The 22,858-nt window shown below is 63.3% G+C and carries 18 protein-coding genes; 3 read left to right on the forward strand and 15 right to left on the reverse strand.

All coding sequences use genetic code 11. The features are described from left to right. Nucleotides 1–42: 42 nt before the first annotated feature. The 9 genes from OCX61_RS20550 to mtnA all read right to left on the reverse strand — a co-directional run bounded on the left by OCX61_RS20550 (nucleotide 43) and on the right by mtnA (nucleotide 12,678). Nucleotides 43–306: a lipopolysaccharide assembly protein LapA domain-containing protein gene (locus tag OCX61_RS20550; RefSeq protein WP_261941144.1), complete on the reverse strand. Its 264-nt coding sequence runs from the start codon at nucleotides 304–306 to the stop codon at nucleotides 43–45. A gap of 22 nt (nucleotides 307–328) precedes the next feature. Further along, the gene (gene ihfB, locus OCX61_RS20555; RefSeq protein ID WP_012313292.1) at nucleotides 329–625 is read right to left on the reverse strand and encodes an integration host factor subunit beta; all 297 of its coding nucleotides are present in this window, start codon (nucleotides 623–625) and stop codon (nucleotides 329–331) included. Nucleotides 626–1,147: 522 nt separating this feature from the next. Beyond that, nucleotides 1,148–2,824 carry a 30S ribosomal protein S1 gene (rpsA, locus tag OCX61_RS20560; RefSeq protein ID WP_027918186.1) on the reverse strand — a complete coding sequence of 559 codons (1,677 nt, stop codon included), beginning with the start codon at nucleotides 2,822–2,824 and terminating at the stop codon, nucleotides 1,148–1,150. Nucleotides 2,825–2,948: 124 nt separating this feature from the next. Beyond that, nucleotides 2,949–3,635, reverse strand: a complete 687-nt coding sequence (cmk, locus tag OCX61_RS20565) for a (d)CMP kinase (protein ID WP_261941145.1) — start codon at nucleotides 3,633–3,635, stop codon at nucleotides 2,949–2,951. Continuing rightward, nucleotides 3,632–5,839, reverse strand: coding sequence for a bifunctional prephenate dehydrogenase/3-phosphoshikimate 1-carboxyvinyltransferase (locus tag OCX61_RS20570; protein WP_261944348.1), 2,208 nt, complete (start codon nucleotides 5,837–5,839; stop codon nucleotides 3,632–3,634). Before OCX61_RS20570 ends, cmk begins: the two co-directional genes overlap by 4 nt. 200 nt (nucleotides 5,840–6,039) lie before the next feature. Then, a complete protein-coding gene (gene pheA / locus OCX61_RS20575) occupies nucleotides 6,040–7,134 on the reverse strand; it encodes a prephenate dehydratase (RefSeq protein ID WP_261941146.1) in 1,095 nt (364 codons plus the stop codon). After that, complete coding sequence (gene serC / locus OCX61_RS20580) at nucleotides 7,134–8,219, reverse strand: 3-phosphoserine/phosphohydroxythreonine transaminase (protein ID WP_054887178.1); 1,086 nt, start codon at nucleotides 8,217–8,219, stop codon at nucleotides 7,134–7,136. The genes pheA and serC overlap by 1 nt, the downstream gene beginning before the upstream one ends. Nucleotides 8,220–8,477: 258 nt before the next feature. After that, the gene (gyrA, locus tag OCX61_RS20585; RefSeq protein WP_261941147.1) at nucleotides 8,478–11,240 is read right to left on the reverse strand and encodes a DNA gyrase subunit A; all 2,763 of its coding nucleotides are present in this window, start codon (nucleotides 11,238–11,240) and stop codon (nucleotides 8,478–8,480) included. A gap of 361 nt (nucleotides 11,241–11,601) precedes the next feature. Beyond that, a complete protein-coding gene (gene mtnA, locus OCX61_RS20590; RefSeq protein ID WP_261941148.1) occupies nucleotides 11,602–12,678 on the reverse strand; it encodes an S-methyl-5-thioribose-1-phosphate isomerase in 1,077 nt (358 codons plus the stop codon). A gap of 112 nt (nucleotides 12,679–12,790) precedes the next feature. Here mtnA and ubiG point away from each other — a divergent pair, with 112 nt between their 5' ends. The 3 genes from ubiG (at nucleotide 12,791) to OCX61_RS20605 (ending at nucleotide 15,096) form a co-directional block, all read left to right on the forward strand. Next, the gene (gene ubiG / locus OCX61_RS20595) at nucleotides 12,791–13,489 is read left to right on the forward strand and encodes a bifunctional 2-polyprenyl-6-hydroxyphenol methylase/3-demethylubiquinol 3-O-methyltransferase UbiG (RefSeq protein WP_261941149.1); all 699 of its coding nucleotides are present in this window, start codon (nucleotides 12,791–12,793) and stop codon (nucleotides 13,487–13,489) included. Between the two features lie 2 nt (nucleotides 13,490–13,491). After that, the gene (mupP, locus tag OCX61_RS20600) at nucleotides 13,492–14,163 is read left to right on the forward strand and encodes an N-acetylmuramic acid 6-phosphate phosphatase MupP (RefSeq protein WP_110639598.1); all 672 of its coding nucleotides are present in this window, start codon (nucleotides 13,492–13,494) and stop codon (nucleotides 14,161–14,163) included. Nucleotides 14,164–14,355: 192 nt separating this feature from the next. Beyond that, nucleotides 14,356–15,096 (forward strand): YciK family oxidoreductase, encoded by a 741-nt coding sequence (locus OCX61_RS20605; RefSeq protein WP_103449589.1) that lies wholly within the window; start codon nucleotides 14,356–14,358, stop codon nucleotides 15,094–15,096. Between the two features lie 193 nt (nucleotides 15,097–15,289). Here OCX61_RS20605 and OCX61_RS20610 read toward each other — a convergent pair whose 3' ends face one another. From OCX61_RS20610 to OCX61_RS20635, 6 genes are all read right to left on the reverse strand, one after another. After that, the gene (locus OCX61_RS20610) at nucleotides 15,290–16,075 is read right to left on the reverse strand and encodes an iron-containing redox enzyme family protein (RefSeq protein ID WP_261941150.1); all 786 of its coding nucleotides are present in this window, start codon (nucleotides 16,073–16,075) and stop codon (nucleotides 15,290–15,292) included. 39 nt (nucleotides 16,076–16,114) lie between these two features. Beyond that, a complete protein-coding gene (locus OCX61_RS20615; protein ID WP_261941151.1) occupies nucleotides 16,115–18,571 on the reverse strand; it encodes an EAL domain-containing protein in 2,457 nt (818 codons plus the stop codon). 374 nt (nucleotides 18,572–18,945) lie between these two features. Next, nucleotides 18,946–20,778 carry an ABC transporter ATP-binding protein gene (locus tag OCX61_RS20620; protein WP_261941152.1) on the reverse strand — a complete coding sequence of 611 codons (1,833 nt, stop codon included), beginning with the start codon at nucleotides 20,776–20,778 and terminating at the stop codon, nucleotides 18,946–18,948. After that, nucleotides 20,771–21,403, reverse strand: coding sequence for a DsbA family protein (locus OCX61_RS20625; RefSeq protein ID WP_261941153.1), 633 nt, complete (start codon nucleotides 21,401–21,403; stop codon nucleotides 20,771–20,773). The genes OCX61_RS20620 and OCX61_RS20625 overlap by 8 nt, the downstream gene beginning before the upstream one ends. A 3-nt stretch (nucleotides 21,404–21,406) precedes the next feature. After that, nucleotides 21,407–22,339 carry an oxygen-dependent tRNA uridine(34) hydroxylase TrhO gene (gene trhO, locus OCX61_RS20630; RefSeq protein ID WP_261941154.1) on the reverse strand — a complete coding sequence of 311 codons (933 nt, stop codon included), beginning with the start codon at nucleotides 22,337–22,339 and terminating at the stop codon, nucleotides 21,407–21,409. Nucleotides 22,340–22,556: 217 nt separating this feature from the next. Further along, complete coding sequence (locus OCX61_RS20635) at nucleotides 22,557–22,853, reverse strand: BolA family protein (RefSeq protein ID WP_027918171.1); 297 nt, start codon at nucleotides 22,851–22,853, stop codon at nucleotides 22,557–22,559. Nucleotides 22,854–22,858: the final 5 nt, after the last annotated feature.

Here is a 22,858-nt window from a genome sequence, read left to right on the forward strand (position 1 = left end):
TCGCATAGGTGAAGCTTTCCTACATAGGCGTAGGATTTTTCATCAGTTGCCGTTCAGCACCGCCTGACGTGCCGAAGCGCGGATCTTGCGTTTGCTGCGCTGCACACCATATGCACCAAGCAGTGGACCTACCGCCAAGCCGACAACCAGGGCTGCCAGTACAGGCACCGCCACCGGCATGGCAGGGGCCGACCAGCCAAACAGCACCAGCGCCACCGCCTGCTGGTTCTCCAATACAAAGAACAGCACCACAGCCGCCAGCAGCAGCACGAACAACGCCGCCAGGGCGCGCTTGAGGTTACGCATCAGAATGGCTCCTTTTTACAGCTCAAGGGTGCTCGTGCTCTTCTTCATTGACCCGGTCGCGCAGCTCTTTGCCTGGCTTGAAGTGGGGCACGAACTTGCCTTCGAGCTCCACCGACTGGCCGGTCTTGGGATTGCGGCCAACCCGCGGTGCGCGATAGTGCAAGGAAAAACTGCCAAAGCCGCGAATCTCGATGCGATCGCCAGTGGCCAGGCATTGGGACATCTGCTCAAGCATGGTCTTGATGGCCAACTCCACGTCCTTCGACGAGAGCAGCCCTTGATGGGTGACAATACGTTCGATCAGCTCCGACTTCGTCATATTTTTCCCTTCGTTATCAAGCAGCTAGATCATTGCTTAATCAGGTTGTAGCACGGCCGGAGGGATTTGAACAGGGTGGTTCTTGACTTAATAAAAAAATTCAAGATTGAAAAGAAAAGAAATATGTCGAGAGATGGCTGAGAAGTGCATGGCCCAAGGGGTATGGCGGTAGAGGTGCAGCGCCAGCGAAATCGAGCGCCGCCCGCGCGGCGCATCGCGAGCTGCGCTCGCTCCTACGTTTGTTTCGGGCCAATTATTCCTGGGGGATTTGCGCGCGGACGCTTTGGGGTATGGCGCGATATCGCGTCGTACCAACAAGGCGGTCGCGCGCGCCTGTCACAGGCGTTACTGGCCAGAAACAAACGTAGGAGCGAGCGCAGCTCGCGATGCGCCGCGCGGGCGGCGCTCGACCTCAAAGGCGCAAAATCCCTCACGGCGAACACCCCGCAACCCAAACACATTTCCAACACGCATAAAAAAAGGGTGGCCCGAAGGCCACCCTTTTTACCGATCAAACAGAACTCAGTTCTGCTTGGCCATAGCTTCGCGCAGCAGCGCAGCCATGGTGGTGTCGGCAGCCGCTTCCGGAGCGTTTTTCAGGCTCTGGATGGCTTCACGCTCTTCAGCGTCGTCTTTCGACTTGATCGACAGGCTGATGACGCGCGATTTGCGGTCAACGCTGATGATCTTGGCTTCGATCTCTTCGCCTTCCTTCAGGACGTTACGCGCGTCTTCAACGCGGTCACGGCTGATTTCGGAAGCTTTCAGAGTGGCTTCGATGTCGTCGGCCAGGGTGATGATGGCGCCTTTGGCGTCAACTTCTTTCACGATGCCCTTGACGATAGCGCCCTTGTCGTTGACAGCAACGAAGTTGGAGAACGGATCGTCTTCCAGCTGCTTGATGCCCAGGGAGATGCGCTCGCGCTCTGGGTCAACCGACAGGATGACGGTTTCCAGCTCGTCGCCCTTCTTGAAACGACGCACGGCTTCTTCGCCGGTTTCGTTCCAGGAGATGTCGGACAGGTGAACCAGGCCGTCGATGCCGCCGTCCAGACCGATGAAGATACCGAAGTCGGTGATCGACTTGATGGTACCGGTGATCTTGTCACCCTTGTTGAACTGGCCGGAGAAGTCTTCCCATGGGTTGGACTTGCACTGCTTGATGCCCAGGGAGATACGACGACGCTCTTCGTCGATGTCCAGAACCATGACTTCCACTTCGTCGCCAACCTGAACGACTTTCGACGGGTGGATGTTCTTGTTGGTCCAGTCCATTTCGGAAACGTGTACCAGACCTTCAACGCCTTCTTCCAGCTCAGCGAAGCAGCCGTAGTCGGTCAGGTTGGTCACGCGAGCCTGTACACGGGTACCTTCTGGGTAACGTGCAGTGATAGCGACCCACGGATCTTCGCCCATCTGCTTCAGACCCAGGGAAACGCGGTTGCGCTCACGGTCGAACTTCAGAACGCGTACGTCGACTTCGTCGCCAACGTTAACGATTTCCGATGGGTGCTTGATGCGCTTCCAGGCCATGTCGGTGATGTGCAGCAGGCCGTCGATACCGCCCAGGTCCACGAATGCGCCGTAGTCGGTGAGGTTCTTGACGATACCTTTGACTTGCTGGCCTTCCTGCAGGGTTTCCAGCAGGGCTTCGCGCTCGGCGGAGTTCTCGGCTTCCAGCACGCTGCGACGGGAAACGACAACGTTGTTGCGCTTCTGGTCCAGCTTGATGACCTTGAATTCCAGCTCTTTGCCTTCCAGGTGGGTGGTGTCGCGCACTGGGCGGACATCAACCAGGGAGCCCGGCAGGAACGCACGGATGCCGTTAACGTCGACAGTGAAGCCGCCCTTAACCTTACCGTTGATAACGCCCTTGACCACTTCTTCGGCGGCGAAAGCTGCTTCCAGAACAATCCAGCACTCGGCGCGCTTGGCTTTTTCACGGGACAGTTTGGTTTCGCCAAAGCCGTCTTCGACCGCGTCCAGCGCAACGTGAACTTCGTCACCGACCTTGATGGTCAGCTCGCCAGCTTCGTTGTAGAACTGCTCGAGCGGGATGACGCCCTCGGACTTCAGGCCAGCGTGTACGGTAACCCAGTCGCCGTCGATGTCGACAACGATACCGGAGATGATGGCACCCGGCTGAAGATTGAGGGTTTTCAGGCTTTCTTCAAAGAGTTCTGCAAAGCTTTCGCTCATTTTAATTCCTGTAGATTCGGGCGAAACAGACGCCCATCGCCACATTCCAGACAATGTGGGTTTGTTTTAAGTAAAGGAAAGCCGGCAGGACGTTGACTGGTGCCCCTGCCTGCTCTCCTGGCTATCAGACCAAGTCGCGCTGGGCGAGCTCGCTCCTGATACGTTGCAACACCTGCTCGATGGACAACTCGGTAGAGTCCAGCTGAATGGCATCGGCCGCTGGTTTCAGCGGGGCCACTGCACGCTGGGTGTCACGTTCATCACGCGCACGAATCTCATCTAGCAGACTCGACAGACTAACATCTTCACCCTTGCCCTTCAACTGCAGGTAGCGGCGACGGGCACGTTCCTCGGCGCTGGCGGTGAGGAAGACCTTCAGCGGCGCGTCCGGGAACACCACGGTGCCCATGTCGCGACCATCGGCGATCAGCCCTGGCGCTTCGCGGAAGGCGCGCTGGCGCTGCAGCAGCGCTTCACGCACTGCGGGCAGCGAGGCGACCATCGAGGCGCCGGCACCGACCGTTTCGGTACGGATGACGTTACTGACGTCCTCGCCCTCGAGGATGATTTGTTGAAGCTTACCCGGCTCGGCAGCGATGAACTGCACATCCAGATGGGCGGCCAGCGCCTTGAGCAGCTCTTCGTTGGTCAGGTCGACGCCGTGGTTGCTGGCGTTGAACGCCAGCAAACGGTACAGCGCGCCGGAATCGAGCAGCCTCCAGCCCAGCTCGCGAGCGAGGATGCCGGCAACGGTACCCTTGCCCGAGCCGCTTGGGCCGTCGATGGTGATGACCGGTGCTTGCGAATTCACGACTTGCCCTCTTCGGCGACGCGGATGCCGACATCGGCGCACAGCTTGAGGAAGTTCGGGAACGAGGTGGCGACGTTGGCGCAATCATGGATGCGGATCGGCGCACTGGCACGCAGCGAGGCGACGCTGAAGGCCATGGCGATACGGTGGTCACCATGCCCATGCACTTCGCCACCGCCGAGCTGGCCACCCTCGATGATGATGCCATCCGGGGTCGGCTCGCATTTGATGCCCAGGGTGATCAGGCCGTCGGCCATGACCTGGATGCGGTCGGACTCCTTCACCCGCAGCTCTTCGGCGCCACGCAGCACGGTACGCCCTTCGGCGCAGGCAGCAGCAACGAACAGCACCGGGAACTCATCGATCGCCAGCGGCACCAGCGCTTCCGGGATGTCGATGCCCTTGAGCTTGGCGCCACGCACGCGCAGGTCGGCCACTGGCTCACCGCCGACTTCACGCTGGTTCTCCAGGGTGATGTCGCCACCCATCAGGCGCAGGATGTCGATCACGCCAGTGCGGGTCGGGTTGATGCCGACGTGCTCGAGCACCAGCTCGGAGCCTTCGGCGATCGAGGCAGCCACCAGGAAGAACGCTGCAGACGAGATGTCTGCCGGCACTTCGATACGGGTCGCGGTGAGCTTGCCACCGGACTGCAGCGAGGCAACCGGACCGTTGCTTTCGACCGAGTAGCCAAAGCCGCGCAGCATGCGCTCGGTGTGGTCACGGGTCGGCGCCGGCTCGGTGACGGTGGTCTTGCCCTCGGCGTACAGGCCCGCCAGCAGCAGGCAGGATTTGACCTGGGCACTGGCCATCGGCAGCGTGTAGGTCAGCGCCTTGAGCTTGCTGCCACCGCGGATGGTCAGCGGCGGACGGCCGTCCGGGCCGGTCTCGACCACGGCACCCATTTCGCGCAGCGGGTTGGCCACGCGATTCATCGGGCGCTTGGACAGCGAGGCGTCGCCGGTCATGGTGACATCGAACGGCTGGCCGGCCAGCAGGCCCGAGAGCAGGCGCATCGAAGTGCCGGAGTTGCCGACGTACAGTGGACCTGGCGGCGGCTTGAGGCCATGCAGGCCAACGCCGTGAATGGTCACGCGGCCGTGGTTCGGGCCCTCGATGACCACACCCATGTCACGGAATGCCTGCAGGGTCGCCAGGGCGTCCTCGCCTTCGAGGAAACCTTCGACTTCGGTCGTGCCTTCGGCCAGCGAGCCGAGCATGATCGAACGGTGGGAAATCGACTTGTCGCCCGGTACGCGGATTCGCCCGGTCAGGCGGCCACCCGGTTGGGCCAGGAAAATCAGATCGTTGGCGTTCATAGCGTCCACATAGGCCCGGCGGGCCAGGATTTTACTGAAATGCTCGCGGGCAACGCGTGCACGGGTGAATACACCCAGCAGCTGGTGCCCGTCCCCAGCATCGACCGCGTCGCGCAAGGCGTCGAGGTCGCTGCGAAATGTGTCCAGGGTGCGCAGGACGGCCTCGCGGTTGGCGAGGAAGATGTCGTGCCACATGGTCGGGTCGCTGCCGGCGATTCGTGTGAAATCGCGGAAACCTCCCGCAGCGTACCGGAAGATGTCGAGGTTTTCATTGCGCTTGGCCAACGAATCGACCAGGCCGAAGGCCAGCAGGTGCGGCAGGTGGCTGGTGGCGGCCAGCACTTCGTCATGGCGCTCCACTGGCATGTGCTCGACATCGGCCTCCAGCGCGCGCCACAGGCGATCTACCAGAGCCAGGGCGGCCGGGTCGGTTTCTTCCAGCGGCGTGAGGATGACCTTGTGTCGGCGGAACAGGGTGGCGTTGGCGGCTTCTACCCCACTCTGCTCGGAGCCGGCGATCGGGTGACCGGGAACGAAGCGCGGCAGGCGCTCACCGAACACGGCACGCGCTTCACGCACGACATTGCCCTTGGCGCTACCGACGTCGGTAATGACGGCGTCGCCGAGGTCGAGCTGGGCCAGGCGGGCCAGGACCTTTTCCATGGCCAGGATCGGCACGGCAAGCTGGATGACATCGGCGCCGACACAGGCAGCGGCGAGGTCGGCTTCGCAGCGGTCGACCACGCCCAGGTCCACGGCCAACTTGCGCGATGGGGCATCGAGGTCGACGCCGACCACTTCGCGGCACAGGCCGCTTTCACGCAAGCCCTTGGCGAAGGAGCCGCCGATCAGCCCGAGGCCGACCACGACCAGGCGATCGATGATTGGCGCGGGTTTGGTTGTTGCTGCATTTACCACTGGTGCGAACCCTGTTCAGAAATCTAGGCAGTCTGTGAGGCCCATTGGGGCTGCCTTGCAGCCCATCGCCGGCAAGCGCGGCTCCCACAAAGAGCGCGTCTTGCACTGTACCTGTGGGAGCCGCGCTTGCCGGCGATGGGCCGCACAGCGGCCCTGGCAAACTTCGATCAAAGCACCGCCTTCGGATAAGACCCCAGCACCTTCAGCGCCACGGCCTCCTGGCTGATCTTCTCCAGCACCGCCTTGATCAGCGGGTCGCGGTGGTGGCCGACGAAGTCGATGAAGAACACGTAGGTCCATTTGCCGCTGCGCGACGGACGGGTCTCGATACGGGTCAGGTCGATGCCGTTTTCGTGGAACGGCACCAGCAGCTCGTGCAGCGCACCTGGCTTGTTGCTCATCGAGACGATGATCGAAGTCTTGTCGTCGCCGGTCGGCGGCACTTCCTGCTGACCAATCATCAGGAAGCGCGTGGAGTTGTCCGGGCGGTCTTCGATCTTTTCAGCCAGACGGGTCAGGCCATACAGGTTGGCCGCCATGTCGCCGGCGATCGCCGCCGAGTTCCACTCGCCCTTGACCCGCTTGGCCGCCTCGGCGTTGCTCGAAACAGCCACGCGCTCGACGTTCGGGTAGTGCGCGTCCAGCCACTTGCGGCACTGGGCCAGCGACTGGGCATGGGAGTAGATGCGGGTGATGCTGTTGGTCTTGGTGTTCTCGCCCACCAGCAGGTGATGGTGAATGCGCAGCTCGACTTCGCCACAGATCACCATGTCGTGCTCGAGGAAGCTGTCCAGGGTGTGGCTGACCGCACCCTCGGTGGAGTTTTCCACCGGCACCACGCCGAAATTGACGGCACCGGCCGCCACTTCGCGGAACACTTCGTCGATGGCCGCCATCGGGCGACTGACCACGGCGTGGCCGAAGTGCTTCATGGCTGCAGCCTGGGTGAAGGTGCCTTCCGGGCCGAGGTAGGCGACCTTGAGCGGCTCTTCCAGGGCCAGGCAGGACGACATGATTTCACGGAACAGCCGCGCCATCTCTTCGTTGCCCAGCGGCCCCTTGTTGCGCTCCATCACGCGCTTGAGCACGGCAGCTTCACGCTCGGGCCGGTAGAACACCGGCTTTTCGCCTTCGGCCAGCGAGGCGGTCTTGACCCGCGCCACTTCTTCGGCGCAGCGGGCACGCTCGCTGATCAGCTCGAGGATCTTCTCGTCGAGGCTGTCGATGCGCACGCGCAGGGCTTTGAGTTCCTGTTCGGACATCAGCCGTGCTCCTTCTCGAATTCGGCCATGTAGGCCACCAGGCCTTCCACTGCTTCCAGGCCCAGGGCGTTGTAGATCGAGGCGCGCATGCCGCCGACCGAACGGTGGCCCTTGAGGTTGAGCAGGCCACGGGCGTCGGCGCCGGCCAGGAAGGCCTTGTCCAGGCGCTCGTCAGCCAGGCGGAACGGCACGTTCATCCACGAACGGGCGTTGTGGCTGATCGGGTTGGTGTAGAACTCGCTGGCGTCGATGAAGCCGTACAGGCGGTCCTTCTTGGCGCGGTTGCGCTGTTCCATGGCCTCGACGCCACCCTGCTCCTTGAGCCACTCGAAGACCAGGCCCGAGAGGTACCAGGAGTAAGTGGCCGGGGTGTTGTACATCGAGCCATTGTCGGCCGCAACCTTGTAGTCGAGCATGGTCGGGCAGCTGCTGCGGGCGCGGCCGATCAGGTCTTCACGGACAATCACCACCACCAGGCCGCTCGGGCCGATGTTCTTCTGCGCGCCGGCGTAGATCATGCCGTACTGCGAGACGTCGATCGGGCGCGAGAGGATGTCGGAAGACATGTCGACCACCAGCGGTACGTCGCCGGTTTCCGGAACCCAGTCGAACTGCAGGCCACCGATGGTCTCGTTGGACGCATAGTGGACGTAGGCAGCATTCTTGGTCAGCTTCCACTCGTTCTGGCCAGGGATGGCCAGATAATCGTAAGGCTTGGCGCTGGCGGCGACGTTGACGGTGCCGAAGCGGCGCGCTTCCTCGATGGCTTTCTTCGACCAGATGCCGGTTTCGACGTAGTCGGCAGTGCCGTTTTCCGGCAGCAGGTTCAGCGGAATTTCGGCGAACTGCTGGCTGGCACCGCCCTGCAGGAACAGGACCTTGTAGTTGGAGGGGACGGACAGCAGGTCACGCAGGTCCTGCTCGGCCTTTTCGGCGATGGCCACGTAGTCGTCGCTGCGATGGCTCATCTCCATCACCGACAAGCCCTTGCCGTTCCAGTCCAGCATCTCGGCCTGGGCACGCTGCAACACAGCGTCAGGAAGCGCGGCAGGGCCTGCGCAGAAGTTAAAGGCTCGTTTGCTCACATCCACTCTCGCTCTGCCAAATAGAACAAAATCGTAATTCGGTGCTGACCAGTCAAAGCTGTGTCGCCTGCCTTGGGGCTGCCTTGCAGCCCATCGCCGGCAAGCGCGGCTCCCACAGGTACAGCGTCAGCCTTGGGGTCTACGCGGCCCCTGTGGGAGCCGCGCTTGCCGGCGATGGGCCGCGCAGCGGCCCCAATGGCCTGGCTTTATCAGTCAAACGGGGCGACCTTGGTCGCCCCGCTCGGGTTTCACGCTTGCTTATTCCTGGGTCGCCTCTTCGGCGCCTGCAGCTTCATCATCCGGCGCTTCGGCCTCGACGCCCTCCTCGTCCGCCTCGATCACATCATCGAGTTCGTCCTCGGATGGCTCCTGGATACGCTCCAGGCCCACCAGCGTTTCGTCGGTGGCCAGCTTGATCAGGGTCACACCCTGGGTGTTACGGCCCAGGCTCGACACTTCACCGACCCGCGTGCGCACCAGGGTACCCTGGTCGGAAATCAGCATGATTTCCTCGCCTTCCTGCACCTGAATGGCGCCGATCAGCAGGCCGTTGCGCCCTTTGGTGCCCATGGCGATCACGCCCTGGCCACCACGGCCGCGACGCGGGAACTTGGACAGCGGGGTGCGCTTGCCGAAGCCACGCTCGGAGGCAGTGAGGATCTGCGCGCCAGACTCCGGGATCAGCATCGAAATGATCCGCTGGCCCTTGCCCAGCTTCATGCCACGCACGCCGCGGGCGGTACGGCCCATTTCGCGAACCACGCTTTCGGCGAAGCGGATCACCTTGCCGGCGTCGGAGAACATCATGACTTCCTTGGCACCGTCGGTGATCGCCGCAGCGATCAGGGTGTCGCCTTCCTTCAGCTTCAGGGCGATCAGGCCGCTGGAGCGTGGGCGGGCAAACTGTGCCAGCGGGGTTTTCTTGACGGTACCGGAAGCAGTCGCCATGAAGATATAGGCGCCGGTCGGCTCGGCCACCCACTCAGGGGTGTCGCCGTCTTCCTCGTCGATTTCTTCCGCTTCGACGATTTCACCTTCGATGACACCGTCATCGCCGTCTTCCAGCTCTTCTTCAGGGTCGGCGTTCTGCTGCAGGGCCTCGAGGTCGATCTGCAGCATGGCGGTGATGCGCTCACCCTCCTCCAGCGGCAGCAGGTTGACCAGCGGGCGACCACGGGCGGCGCGCGACGCTTCAGGGATGTCGTAGGTCTTCAGCCAGTACACCTTGCCCTTGCTGGAGAACAGCAGCAGGGTGGCATGGCTGTTGGCGACCAGCAGGTGCTCGATGTAGTCCTCGTCCTTCACGCCGGTAGCCGACTTGCCCTTGCCGCCGCGGCGCTGGGCCTGGTAGGCGGACAACGGCTGGGTCTTGGCATAGCCGCCGTGGGAGATGGTCACCACGCGCTCTTCTTCCGGGATCATGTCGCCGTAGTTGAGGTCGTGACGGGCATCGAGGATTTCGGTGCGGCGGGCATCGCCGTACTCGGCACGGATGGCTTCCAGCTCTTCGCGGATCACTTCCATCAGGCGCTGGGCGCTGCTGAGGATGCGGATCAGCTCGCCGATCTGCTCCAGGATCTCCTGGTACTCGGCCAGCAGCTTCTCGTGCTCCAGGCCAGTCAGGCGGTGCAGGCGCAGGTCGAGGATGGCCTGGGCCTGTTCCGGCGACAGGTAATACTTGCCTTCACGCAGGCCGTATTGCTCCGGCAGGTCTTCAGGGCGGCAGGAATCGGCACCGGCGCGCTCGACCATGACCTGCACGGCACTGGATTCCCACGGCGTGGAAACCAGGGCTTCCTTGGCTTCGGACGGCGTCGGCGAGGCCTTGATCAGGGCGATGACCGGGTCGATGTTGGACAGCGCGACTGCCTGGCCTTCAAGGATGTGGCCACGCTCACGGGCCTTGCGCAGCTCGAACACGGTACGGCGGGTCACCACTTCACGGCGGTGACGGACGAACGCTTCGAGCAGGTCCTTGAGGTTGAGCAGGCGCGGACGACCGTCGACCAGGGCAACCACGTTGATGCCGAACACGCTCTGCAGCTGGGTCTGCTGGTAGAGGTTGTTGAGCACCACCTCCGGCACCTCGCCGCGGCGCAGCTCGATGACGATGCGCATGCCGTCCTTGTCGGACTCGTCGCGCAGCTCGGTGATGCCTTCGATCTTCTTCTCTTTGACCAGCTCGGCGATCTTCTCGATCAGGCGGGCCTTGTTCAGCTGGTACGGCAGTTCGGTGATGACGATCTGCTGGCGGCCACCGACCTTGTCGATGTCTTCGATCTCGGAGCGGGCGCGCATGTAGATGCGGCCACGGCCGGTACGGTAGGCCTCGATGATGCCCTGGCGGCCGTTGATGATACCGGCCGTCGGGAAGTCCGGACCCGGGATGAACTGCATCAGCTCATCGATGGTGACGTCCGGGTTGTCGATCAGCGCCAGGCAACCGTCGATGACTTCACCGAGGTTGTGTGGCGGGATGTTGGTCGCCATGCCCACGGCGATACCGCTGGAGCCGTTGACCAGCAGGTTGGGGATACGGGTCGGCATGACCGCCGGGATCTGCTCGGTGCCGTCGTAGTTGGGCACCCAGTCGACGGTTTCCTTGTGCAGGTCGGCCAGCAGCTCGTGGGCCAGCTTGGTCATGCGCACTTCGGTGTATCGCATGGCCGCGGCGTTGTCGCCGTCGACCGAACCGAAGTTGCCCTGGCCGTCGACCAGCAGGTAGCGCAGCGAGAACGGCTGGGCCATACGCACGATGGTGTCGTAGACCGCAGTGTCGCCGTGCGGGTGGTACTTACCGATCACGTCACCGACCACACGGGCGGATTTCTTGTACGGCTTGTTCCAGTCGTTGCCCAGTTCGCTCATTGCATAGAGGACACGGCGATGCACGGGCTTCAAGCCGTCACGCGCATCGGGCAGCGCTCGCCCGACAATCACGCTCATCGCGTAGTCGAGGTAAGACTGTCTCAGTTCGTCTTCGATATTGACCGGGAGGATTTCTTTGGCCAGTTCGCCCATGAGAAGCCTGATTCCTTTTTCTGGTGAAACTTCGCAGCTCCATCAAGGGCCGAACGAAGCTCGCCGCCGCAGCGCATAGGGGTGCGACGACTTACGACAAATCAATGAGTTGTTGCATGGATCTGCGCAATGAAGGCCGCCTTTGTGGGCGGTCTTGGAAACTGCCGGATGTTATCACAAAGGCGAGAAGGTGGGGAGATGTGGCAGGTGGCCTCAAGCCGGAGCAAATCTCGGGATTTCCATGGCCTGTGCAGGCCTCTTCGCGGGTAAACCCGCTCCCACAGGGAGATTGCAGGGCCTGAGTGCCGTGATGTACCTGTGGGAGCGGGTTTACCCGCGAAGAGGCCGGCACAGGCGGCAATCAATGCAACCGCTTGCGACACATCAGCTGCGCCAGCTTGGCAGCATCCGGCCGCTCGACGATGCCACGCTCGGTGACGATCACGTCGATCAGGTCGGCCGGCGTCACATCGAACACCGGGTTGAAGGCCTCGACCTGCGGCGCCACACGGGTCCCGGCATAGTCCAGCAACTCATCGGCCTCACGCTCTTCCAGCGGAATGTCCTCACCGGTGGCCAGGTTGAGGTCGATGCTGGTGCTCGGCGCCACCACCATGAAGCGCACGCCATGGTGCATGGCGCTGACGGCCAGCTGGTAGGTGCCGATCTTGCCGGCCACGTCGCCGTTGGCGGCGATGCAGTCGGCGCCGACCACCACCCAGGTGATCCCCTTGGTCTTCATCAGGTGGGCCAGCGCCGAATCGGCGCACAGGGTCACTGGGATGCCTTCTTGGGCCAGCTCCCAGGCCGTCAGGCGCGAGCCTTGCAGCCAAGGGCGGGTCTCGCCGGCATAGACCCGCTCGACCATGCCTTCCAGATAACCGGCGCGTATCACCCCAAGGGCCGTGCCGATACCACCACTGGCCAGGGCACCGGCGTTGCCGTAGGTCAGCAAGGTCTGCTCGTTGCCCTGGTGACGACGAATCAGCTCGATGCCATGCTGAGCCATGGTCAGGTTGGCTTCGCGGTCGCTCTCATGGATGGCAATCGCTTCGGCTTCCAGCGCAGCCAGCACGTCATCATCACCACGCACACGCAGCAGGCGCTCACGCATGCGGTTCAGCGCCCAGAACAGGTTGGCCGCGGTGGGCCGGGCTTCGGCCAGGCTGAGGAAGTCCTCTTCCAGGTCCATCTCCCAGTCGCCACCCTGGGCCAGGCGCTCTTCCAGGGCCAGGACCAGCCCGTAGGCCGCAGCAATGCCGATGGCTGCGGCACCGCGCACGGCCATGTCGCGGATCGCCGCCACCACCTGCGCGACATTGTCGCAGGTCAGCCAGCGTTCTTCCGACGGCAGCAGGCGCTGGTCGAGCAGGTGCAGGGCGCCGCCTTGCCAGCGCATCCCGGTCACCTTCTCCGCCGCCAAAAGTCGCTCGCGCATTGCCTCTCCCCGTCGTTTGGATATCAAAAGCCGGCGATTATAGCGACCCTCGGCCGCAGACGCTCGGGTATACTGCGCCCCATTTGAAGTGCAAGTTCCAGAGGATTGTTCAATGAGCAACGTCGACCACGCCGAAATCGCCAAGTTCGAAGCCTTGGCCCACCGCTGGTGGGACCGCGAAAGCGAGTTCAAGCCGCTGCACGACATCAACCCGCTGCGCGTCAACTGGATTGACGAGCGCGTCGGCCTGGCTGGCAAGAAAGTGCTGGACGTCGGCTGCGGCGGCGGCATCCTCAGCGAGGCCATGGCCTTGCGCGGCGCGACCGTCACCGGCATCGACATGGGCGAGGCGCCACTGGCCGTTGCCCAGCTGCACCAGCTGGAGTCGGGCGTCGAGGTCGAGTACCGGCAGATCACCGCCGAAGCCCTGGCCGAAGAGATGCCCGAGCAGTTCGACGTGGTCACCTGCCTGGAGATGCTCGAGCACGTGCCCGACCCGTCCTCGGTCATCCGCGCCTGCTACCGCATGGTCAAGCCTGGCGGCCAGGTGTTCTTCTCGACCATCAACCGCAACCCCAAGGCCTACCTGCTGGCCATCGTCGGCGCCGAGTACATCCTCAAGATGCTGCCGCGCGGCACCCACGACTTCAAGAAGTTCATCCGCCCGTCCGAGCTCGGCGCCTGGAGCCGTGCCGCCGGCCTCGAGGTCAAGGACATCATCGGCCTGACCTACAACCCGCTGACCAAGCACTACAAGCTGAGCAGCGACGTTGACGTCAACTACATGATCCAGACCCTGCGCGAGGAATGAGCATGCGTTTGCGAGCAGTACTCTTCGACATGGACGGCACCCTGCTCGACACGGCGCCGGACTTCATCGCCATCTGCCAGGCCATGCTCGCCGAGCGCGGCCTGCCGGCCATCGATGACCAACTGATCCGCGACGTGATCTCGGGCGGCGCCCGCGCCATGGTTGCGGCAACCTTCGCCATGGACCCCGAGGCCGAAGGCTTCGAGGCCCTGCGCCTGGAATTCCTCGAGCGCTACCAGCGTGACTGCGCCGTGCACAGCAAGCTGTTCGATGGCATGGGCGAGCTGCTGGCCGATATCGAAAAGGGCAACCTGCTGTGGGGCGTGGTGACCAACAAGCCGGTGCGCTTCGCCGAGCCGATCATGCAGCAACTGGGCCTGGCCGAGCGTTCGGCACTGCTGATCTGCCCGGACCACGTGAAAAACAGCAAGCCCGACCCGGAGCCGCTGATTCTCGCTTGCAAGACCCTGGACCTGGACCCTGCCAGCGTGCTGTTCGTCGGCGACGACCTGCGCGACATCGAGTCCGGCCGCGACGCTGGCACCCGCACGGCAGCCGTGCGCTACGGCTATATTCATCCAGAGGACAACCCGAACAACTGGGGCGCCGATGTGGTGGTGGACCACCCGCTGGAACTGCGCAAGGTGATCGACAGCGCCCTGTGCGGCTGCTGACTCGCAACGACTGACGACCCACCCTGTGGGAGCGGGCTTGCCCGCGAAGCAGGCACCACGGTGGCTGGCACGGGCTGCGCCCGTGTTCGCGGGCAAGCCCGCTCCCACAGGGGGCGCGCTAGATTCTGGAAATTGAGCAAGAAAGTTGCTCCCACAGGGGCCGCGTCAGCCCATAGAGATAGGGAATAATCAATGTTCGACTACACCGCCCGCCCCGGCCTGCTCGCCGGCCGCGTCATCCTGGTCACCGGTGCCGGTCGCGGCATCGGCGCCGCTGCCGCCAAGGCCTATGCCGCCCTGGGCGCCACCGTGCTGCTGCTGGGCAAGACCGAGGCCAACCTCAACGAGGTCTACGACCAGATCGAGGCTGCCGGCCACCCGCAGCCGGTGGTCATCCCGTTCAACCTGGAAACCGCCCTGCCGCACCAGTACGACGAGCTGGCAGTGATGATCGAAGAGCAGTTCGGCCGCCTCGACGGGCTGCTCAACAATGCCTCGATCATTGGCCCGCGCACACCGCTGGAGCAGCTGTCGGGCGACAACTTCATGCGTGTGATGCACATCAACGTCAACGCCACCTTCATGCTCACCAGCACCCTGCTGCCGCTGCTCAAGCTGTCCGAGGACGCCTCGGTGGTGTTCACCTCCAGCAGCGTCGGGCGCAAGGGCCGGGCCTACTGGGGCGCCTACGGCGTGTCGAAGTTCGCCACCGAAGGGCTGATGCAGACCCTGGCCGATGAGCTGGAAGGCGTGGCGCCGGTGCGCTCCAACAGCATCAACCCGGGCGCCACGCGCACGGCCATGCGCGCCCAGGCGTACCCTAGCGAGAACCCGCAGAACAACCCGCTGCCGGAAGAAATCATGCCGGTCTATCTGTACCTGATGGGGCCAGACAGCAAAGATGTGAATGGGCAGGCGCTCAACGCCCAGTAAGGCTTGAGATTGCCGGGGCTGCTTCGCAGCCCTTTCGCAGGCAAGCCAGCTCCCACAGGGATTGCACAAACCGCAAGGCCAGTGAAGTACCTGTGGGAGCCACAGGGATTGCACAAACCGCAAGGCCGGTGAAGTACCTGTGGGAGCGGCGGTTCGGCGCCCCGACTTGCCCGCGAAGGGGCCAGTGCAGGTTTCAGCCGGCGGCCAAGGCCGGGCGCATTCGCCCTTGCTGGCGCCCTTCCAGCTGCATGCACCGCTCCAGGAACAGGTACATGCAGTCGTAGCTCTTGCAGATCGCCTTGCGCAACTCGTTGCGCAGCCCCAGGGTCGGGTTCTCACCCGCCAGCGTGCAGATGATCTCCAGCGCCTCCCATGGGTGTGCGTCGTCATACTGGGCATGCATCTTCAGCCATTTCATCGCCCGCTTGCGCTGGTCCTCCGGGAAGCCCATGGCATAGGTATCCTCGGCGCACACCACCGCCGACCATTCGCCGGTCGCCCCCTCGATCGCGTAGTTGGTCGCCGCCATGGCAATCGCCAGTGACTCGGTGGTGCACACGCGCCAGCACCAGTCGTTGAGGCCGTTAAGTTCCGGCGGGACATCCTGGGCCTGAAGCTGATGCAGGTGCACGCCATGGGCCTGGCACCAGTTGACCCAGTAGTCGGCATGGTTGAGCTCGACGCGAATGTTGCGCATCAGCCAACGCCGCGCCATGTCCTCGCCAGGGTGGCGGGCATAGCGGGTCTTGGTCAGGTTATGGGCCATGTACAGGGAGAATTGCTCGACCACCGGCCAGCCACCGATCAGGTACTGGCGAATGGTCGACTGGCGCAGCTGGCCATCACGCAGGCGCTGGTAGAACTCGTGTTCGACCACCCGGCGCTTGCTCTCACGGCAATCCTCGATCAGCTGCTGGGCCCACTGGGGGTAACTGGCCGGGTCCATCAAGGGCCCGATACGTACGAATGCATCAATCACTTTCAGCTCCTTGATCCTTGTGATTTTGCGGACGTGTATTCAGCGAAAAGTACCGGGCGCCCGATGCAGCAAGGGCCGCGCAGCAATCCGTTGGCGCTGCAGACTGTCACAGGTGAACACCTGTGGCCGTTCAATCAGATAGCCCTGGGCGTAATCCACGCCGATCTCCTGCAAGGCCTGCTCGATCAACGGTGTTTCGACGAACTCGGCGATGGTCCGCTTGCCCATGACATGCCCGATGTGATTGATCACCTCGACCATGGCACGATTGACCGGGTCGTCGAGCATATCTTTGACAAAACTTCCGTCGATCTTCAAGAAGTCGACGGGTAAATGTTTCAAATAGGCAAATGACGACATTCCGGCACAGAAGTCGTCCAGGGAGAACTTGCAACCTAGCCCCTTCAATTCGTTGATGAAGCGGATGGCACTGCCAAGGTTGGCAATGGCACTGGTCTCGGTGATCTCGAAGCAGATCATGCGCGGCGGAATGGCGTACTCGACGAACAACCGCTGCAGGTACTCGAGGAAGTTGTCGTCGCCGATGCTCGTCCCGGACAGGTTGATCGCGCACATCGCCAGCGGCCCGCCCCGCTCTTCGTCCAGGCATTGGCGGATGACCTGGAACACGTTGCGCACCACCCAACGGTCCAACGCCGTCATCAGGCCATAGCGCTCGGCGGCCGGAATGAAACTGTCGGGGAGGATGGTGCGGCCACTTTCGTCGTGCAGGCGCAGGAGAATCTCGATATGGCCTGGGCCTTCGATGGCCTTCAACGCGGCGATTTCCTGGCAATACAGACAGAAGCGATTTTCCTCCAGGGCCACATGCAGGCGCTGGATCCAGGCCATTTCACCAAAGCGCATGGACAGTTCGCTGTCGTCGGCGTGGTACACCTGCACCCGGTTACGGCCCTTTTCCTTGGCCATGTAGCACGCCATGTCGGCAGCCCGCAGCGAAGCCTCCAGCGAACCCGGTGCCTGCGCCATATGCACCAGGCCAATACTGACGGTGGTCACGAACGGCCTGCCCTTCCACACGAAGTGCAGGCTCTGCACGGCCTGGCGCAGGTTTTCGCCGATGCGCTCGGCCTGTTCGGCCGGGCAATTTTCCAGCAGCACACCAAACTCGTCGCCGCCCAGGCGGGCCAGGGTGTCGCCTTCGCGCAGCCCCGACTGCAGCACCGCACAGATGTGCCTGAGCAGTTCGTCGCCAGCCGCATGGCCGCAGGTGTCGTTGACCAGCTTGAACTGGTCGAGGTCGAGGAACATCAGCGAATGCCGCCCAGCCTGGCGTACCAGGCCATTGAGCGCCTGCTCCAGGCGGTATTCGAATTCGCGGCGGTTGGCCAGGCCGGTCAAGGCGTCATGGGTGGCTTGCCACGACAGGTTGGCGATGTACTGGCGCTCCTGGGTCATATCGTGCAGCACCAGCACGATACCGGCCACCTGGTCGTTGTTGATGATCGGCGAGCCGACCAGGTTGACCGACACCGTGCTGCCATCCAGGCGCTGGATCAGCCGGGCATGCTCGGCGCCGCCCTTGAGGCTGCCACTGAGCACCTGTTCGACCAGCGTGCAGCCTTCGCCCCCTTCCTGCTCGTCGAGCAGACTGAACAGCGCCCCCAGCGGCAGGCCCAGGGCCTGGCCGGACTGCCAGTGGGTCAGCTGCTCGGCCGCAGGGTTCATGTAGCCGATGTTGCCCTCGACATCGGCGGTGATCACCGCATCGCCAATCGCTTCGAGGGTGATCTGGGCCCGCTCCTTTTCCTCGCGCAGGGCATTGGCAAAGGCCTGGCGCTGGGCCAGCAGCTTGCTCGAACGGCGCCAGGCAATGGTGATGAGGAACAGTGCAGTCAGCAGGTTGGTGACCAGCAGCACCCGCAGCAGCATCCGCGAGCCTTCACCCAGGGCGTCACTGAAGGCCTTGGCAGCCGGCGTGACACCTTCGTTGATCGCCACGATACGGCCCTTCCACTCACTGAGCTGGGTCGGGCCGACCTGCCCGCGGGCGAAACCATCGTGCATCTCGCTGGCCAGCACATTGAGCTTGGTCAGGTAGTCATCGCCGATGTTCCAGTACTCGATCGCCGTCTGCATGTAGCTGATCTGGCGGAAGTTGCGGTAGAACCAGATGATCCGGTCGACATCGTCCGGGTGATTGCCGCCCTGCAGCACGGCCAGGCGGGCGCCCTCCAGGTCCGGGCTGGCCTGGTCGAGGAGCTCGCGCAGCTCGTGGTCGCCCTGGGGCACGGCCATGACCTGGCGATAGCGTTGGTAAGTCCGCTCGTCGCGGTCATCGGCATACAGGTTGAGGTAATAGATGGCATCTTTCTGCGCCTTGGACCAAAGGCTTTCACCGGCCACGTAGGCACGCACCGCCGACAATGCATAAAGGCTGAGGCTACCCAGCAATACCTGGAACACGACAACGGCGATGAAGGGCCAGATGATACCTACCAGTCTTGGCGCTTCTTGAGTGCGATTTCCCTTCATTTAGTCCCTGTCGCAGAGCAGATAAGACTTTGAATCAACCCAGACAAGCTCAGCGTAGGCCATTTGCCATCTGCATGGAGGGGAATTTTGGGGGGAGTTCGCCGAGAGATGCTCGGCGCCTGAAAAATCGAGCGCCGCCCGCGCGGCGCATCGCGAGCTACGCTCGCTCCTACGTTTGTTTCCGGGCAGTAACGCCTGTTACTGGCGCGCGCGATCGCCTTGTTGGTACGACACGATATCGCGCCATGCGCCAAGGCGTCCGCGCGCAAATCCCCCAGGAATGACTGGCCCGAAACAAACGTAGGAGCGAGCATAGCTCGCGATGCGCCGCGCGGGCGGCGCTCGATCTGCGCCCCACCACAAAACCCAAGCTGTCAGGTCTGCTGCAAATGCCCATACAACTTGGCATACAAGCCACCTTCGGCAATCAGCTGCTGATGGTCGCCATCCTCGGCCACATGCCCGCCGTCGAACACCAGCACGCGGTCGGCCTGCTTCACCGCCGACAAACGGTGAGCAATGATCAGCGTGGTCCGGCCACTGAGAAAACGCGCCAATGCCTGGTGCAGGTTGTACTCGGTGGCAGCATCCAGCGCCGAGGTGGCCTCATCGAGAATCACCACCTTGGGCTCGGCCAGGACCATGCGGGCAATTGCCAGGCGCTGGCGCTGGCCACCCGACAGGCGCACCCCCGAACGGCCGACCACGCTGTCCAGCCCTTGCGGCAAGGCGGCGATGGTGGCGTCCAGCTGGGCGATGCGCAGTGCCTGCCAGCAGGCCTCGTCGCTGCACTCTCGGCCCATGGTCAGGTTGGCGCGCACGCTGTCGTTGAACAGCGACGGGTGCTGCAGCACCACCGCGACGTTCTCGCGCAGGGTCTCAAGGCCGATTTCCTGCAGGCTGGCACCGCCAAAGCGGATAGTCCCGGCCTGGGCGCTGTACAGCCCCAGCAGCAGCTGTACCAGGGTGCTCTTGCCGCCACCACTGGCACCGACGATGGCCACCTTTTCACCGGGGGCAATGGCCAGGTTCAACTGGTCGAGCACTGGCTCGTCGGCATAGGCAAAGCGCAGGTCGCGCACCTCGATGCCCACCGTCTCACGGCCGGCGAACGGGTCGCTGGCGGCCGGGTACTGCGGTTCGTCAGCCCGCGACATCAGCTCGTTGAGCCGGCTCAGCGCGCCGCCCGCGGCGTAGTAGGCATATTGCAGGTTGAGCAACTGCTCCACCGGGCCGATCATGAACCACAGGTAGCTGAACACTGCCAGCATCTGCCCGATCGACAGATCGGAGAACAGCACGGTGAGCATCGCCGCCGCACGGAAGATATCGATGCCGAACTGGAACAGCAGGCCACTGGCACGCCCACTGGCATCGCTCTTCCATTGCGACTCCACGGCGTAGTCGCGCACTTCACGGGCACGCAGGCCGAGGCGCCCGAGGAAGTAGCCCTGGCGGTTGCCGGCGCGGATTTCCTGGATGGCATCCAGGGTTTCCGAGAGCGCCTGGGTAAAGCGCGAGGTGCTGTCGTTCTCGAGTTTCTTCAGGTGCTTGACGCGCTTGCCCAACTGCACGGTGAAGTAGATCACCAGCGGGTTGAACAACAGGATCAGCAACGCCAGCTTCCAGTGCATCCAGATCAGGATCGCCGCCGTGCCGGTAAGGGTCAGCATGGCCACCAGGAAGCGGCTGAGGGTCTCGCCGACGAACTTGTCGAGGGTATCCAGGTCGGTGACCAGGTGAGTGGTCACGGTGCCGCTGCCGAGGCTTTCGTATTCCTTGAGCGAGATGCGCTTGAGGCGCTCGATCAGGCGAATGCGCAGGCGGTAGACGATGTCCTTGGCCAGCCCGGCGAACAACTTGGCCTGCACCACGTTGAAGGCCAGCGCCGCCACGCGCAGGCACAGCGTGGCCGCCAGCATCAGGCCGATGTAGCCGGCCGCTACCTGCCAACCACTCGGCAGCAGGTGGTTCATCCATTTCAGTGCTGCATCACCGTGGCCCAGCAGCACTTCATCGACCAGCAACGGCAGCAGCAACGGGATCGGCACGCTGCAACAGGCCGCCAGCACCGCGACCAGGTTGGCGGTCCAGAGGTTTTTCTTGTGATGCAGGGCCAGGCGGCGGATTTCCGCCCAGCTCAGGCGATCAGGCACAGCAGCGGGCTTCCCTGGCACAGGGTCTGGCGACCCTGGCAGCTCAAGCACAGACGGCCTGCTGCAGCCAGCGGCCAAGCAGCGGTTGCAGGCCGTCCAGCGGCTGGTAGCCGTTGGTCAGCAGGGCCAGCTGGCCATTGCGCTCGGCCAGCAGGGTCGGGAAGCCGGCAATGCCCAGGTCCTGCACCCAGCTTATGTCCGCGCTGGTGGCGGCGCGGATGTCATGGCTGGCGAACCGTTGGGCGAAAAGTTCGCGGTTGAAGCCGGCCTGCTCGGCCAGCTCGACCAGTTGCGGGGCGCGGGTGACATCCACGCCCTGCTCGTAGAAGGAACGCTGGATCAGCGCCAGCAGCGGCCAGACACGTTCGGCGTCCAGCTCGCGGGCCGTGACCAGGGCGCGGCAGGCCGGCTCGGTGTCATAGACAAAGCCGTCGGGCATGGCGCCTTCGAAACGAAACGGCTGCCCGGTGGCTTCGGCCACCGCCTGCCAGTGTTCGAGGATGTACTTGCGGGTCGAGCTGTCCAGCGCACTGCCGCCAGTGCGCAGGCCGCCCGGCACCAGCCGGGTGCTGACGCCCGCCTCGGCGGCCTGTGCGATCAGGGCCGCGGCCACTGGCGCGAAACCCCAGCACCAGGAGCACATCGGGTCCATCACATAGATCAGGCGGGCAGTCATGGCTCAAGCCTCGGCTTTGTAGTTGTAACCGATCGGGTGCGGCTGGTTGCGGGCCTTGGCCAGCTCGATCTGCTTCTGCCGGTCAATGGCGCTGCGCCGGGTCTTTTCGCTCAGGGTGTCCCAGCAATGCGGGCAGCTCACGCCTGGCGAATAGTGCTCGGACTCGCGGTCCTTGGCATCGACCGGATGGCGGCAGGCATGGCACTGGTCGTACTCGCCTTCGCTCAGGTCATGGCGCACCGTGACGCGGTTGTCGAAGACGAAGCAGTCGCCGTCCCAGAGGCTTTCTTCCTGAGGCACTTCCTCGAAGTATTTCAGGATGCCACCCTTAAGATGATAGACCGCCTCGAAGCCTTCACCGAGCATGTAGCTGGAAGCTTTTTCGCAACGGATGCCGCCGGTGCAGAACATCGCCACCTTCTTGTGCTTGCTCGGGTCGAAGTTGGCCTTGATGTAGTCGGGGAACTCGCGGAAGGTCTCGGTCTTCGGGTCGATGGCGCCCTTGAAGGTGCCAATGGCCACTTCGTAGTCGTTGCGGGTGTCGATCAGCAGCACTTCAGGGTCGCTGATCAGGGCGTTCCAGTCCTTGGGCTCGACATAGGTGCCGACGGCCTGGTTCGGGTCGACGCCCGGCACGCCGAGGGTGACGATCTCTTTCTTGAGCTTGACCTTGGTGCGGTAGAACGGCTGCTCGTCGCAGTAGGATTCCTTGTGGTCGATATCCACCAGGCGCGGGTCGTTGCGCAGCCAGGCGAGCAGGCCGTCGATGCCTTCGCGGGTGGCCGAAACGGTGCCGTTGATGCCTTCGTGGGCCAGCAGCAAGGTGCCTTTGACGCCGTTGTCGAGCATGGCCTTGAGCAGTGGCTCACGCAGCTCGACGTAGTCTTCCAGGGTGACGAACTTGTACAGCGCCGCCACGACGATAGCTTGGGACATACAGGTGGATCTCCAGGTGGTTGCCCTCGTAAGGGGCGGACCGGGTTTGACAAAAAACAGGGGCTGCCGCGCAGCCCATCACAGGCAAGCCAGCGCCCACAGGGTCAGCACAACATTCAAGGAATGCGCTGTACCTGTGAGAGCTGGCTTGCCTGCGATGGGCCGCGCAGCGGCCCCCTTGGGATGTTGCGGATTGTACCAGAACGACAGAAAGGATTCAGTGCCCGCCACCGGCACACACTGGCGAGGCCGGTGCCACGCCTACCTTGGCCCATTCCTCGGCGGTGTAGGTGTGAATCGCCAGGGCGTGGATCTCGCCCATCAGTTCACCCATGGTGGCGTAGACCTTCTGGTGGCGCTTGACGCTGTTGAGCCCGGCGAACTGCTCGCTGACGATCACCGCCTTGTAGTGGGTTTCCTGGCCACGGCTGTGCATGTGGCTTTCGTTGAGCACTTCAAGGTGTTGCGGGGCCAGCGCGGCCAGTTGCTGCTCGATGCGTTGCTGCATGCTCATCGGCT

The sequence above is a fragment of the Pseudomonas sp. LRP2-20 genome (assembly GCF_024349685.1).
Classification (GTDB): Bacteria; Pseudomonadota; Gammaproteobacteria; order Pseudomonadales; family Pseudomonadaceae; genus Aquipseudomonas.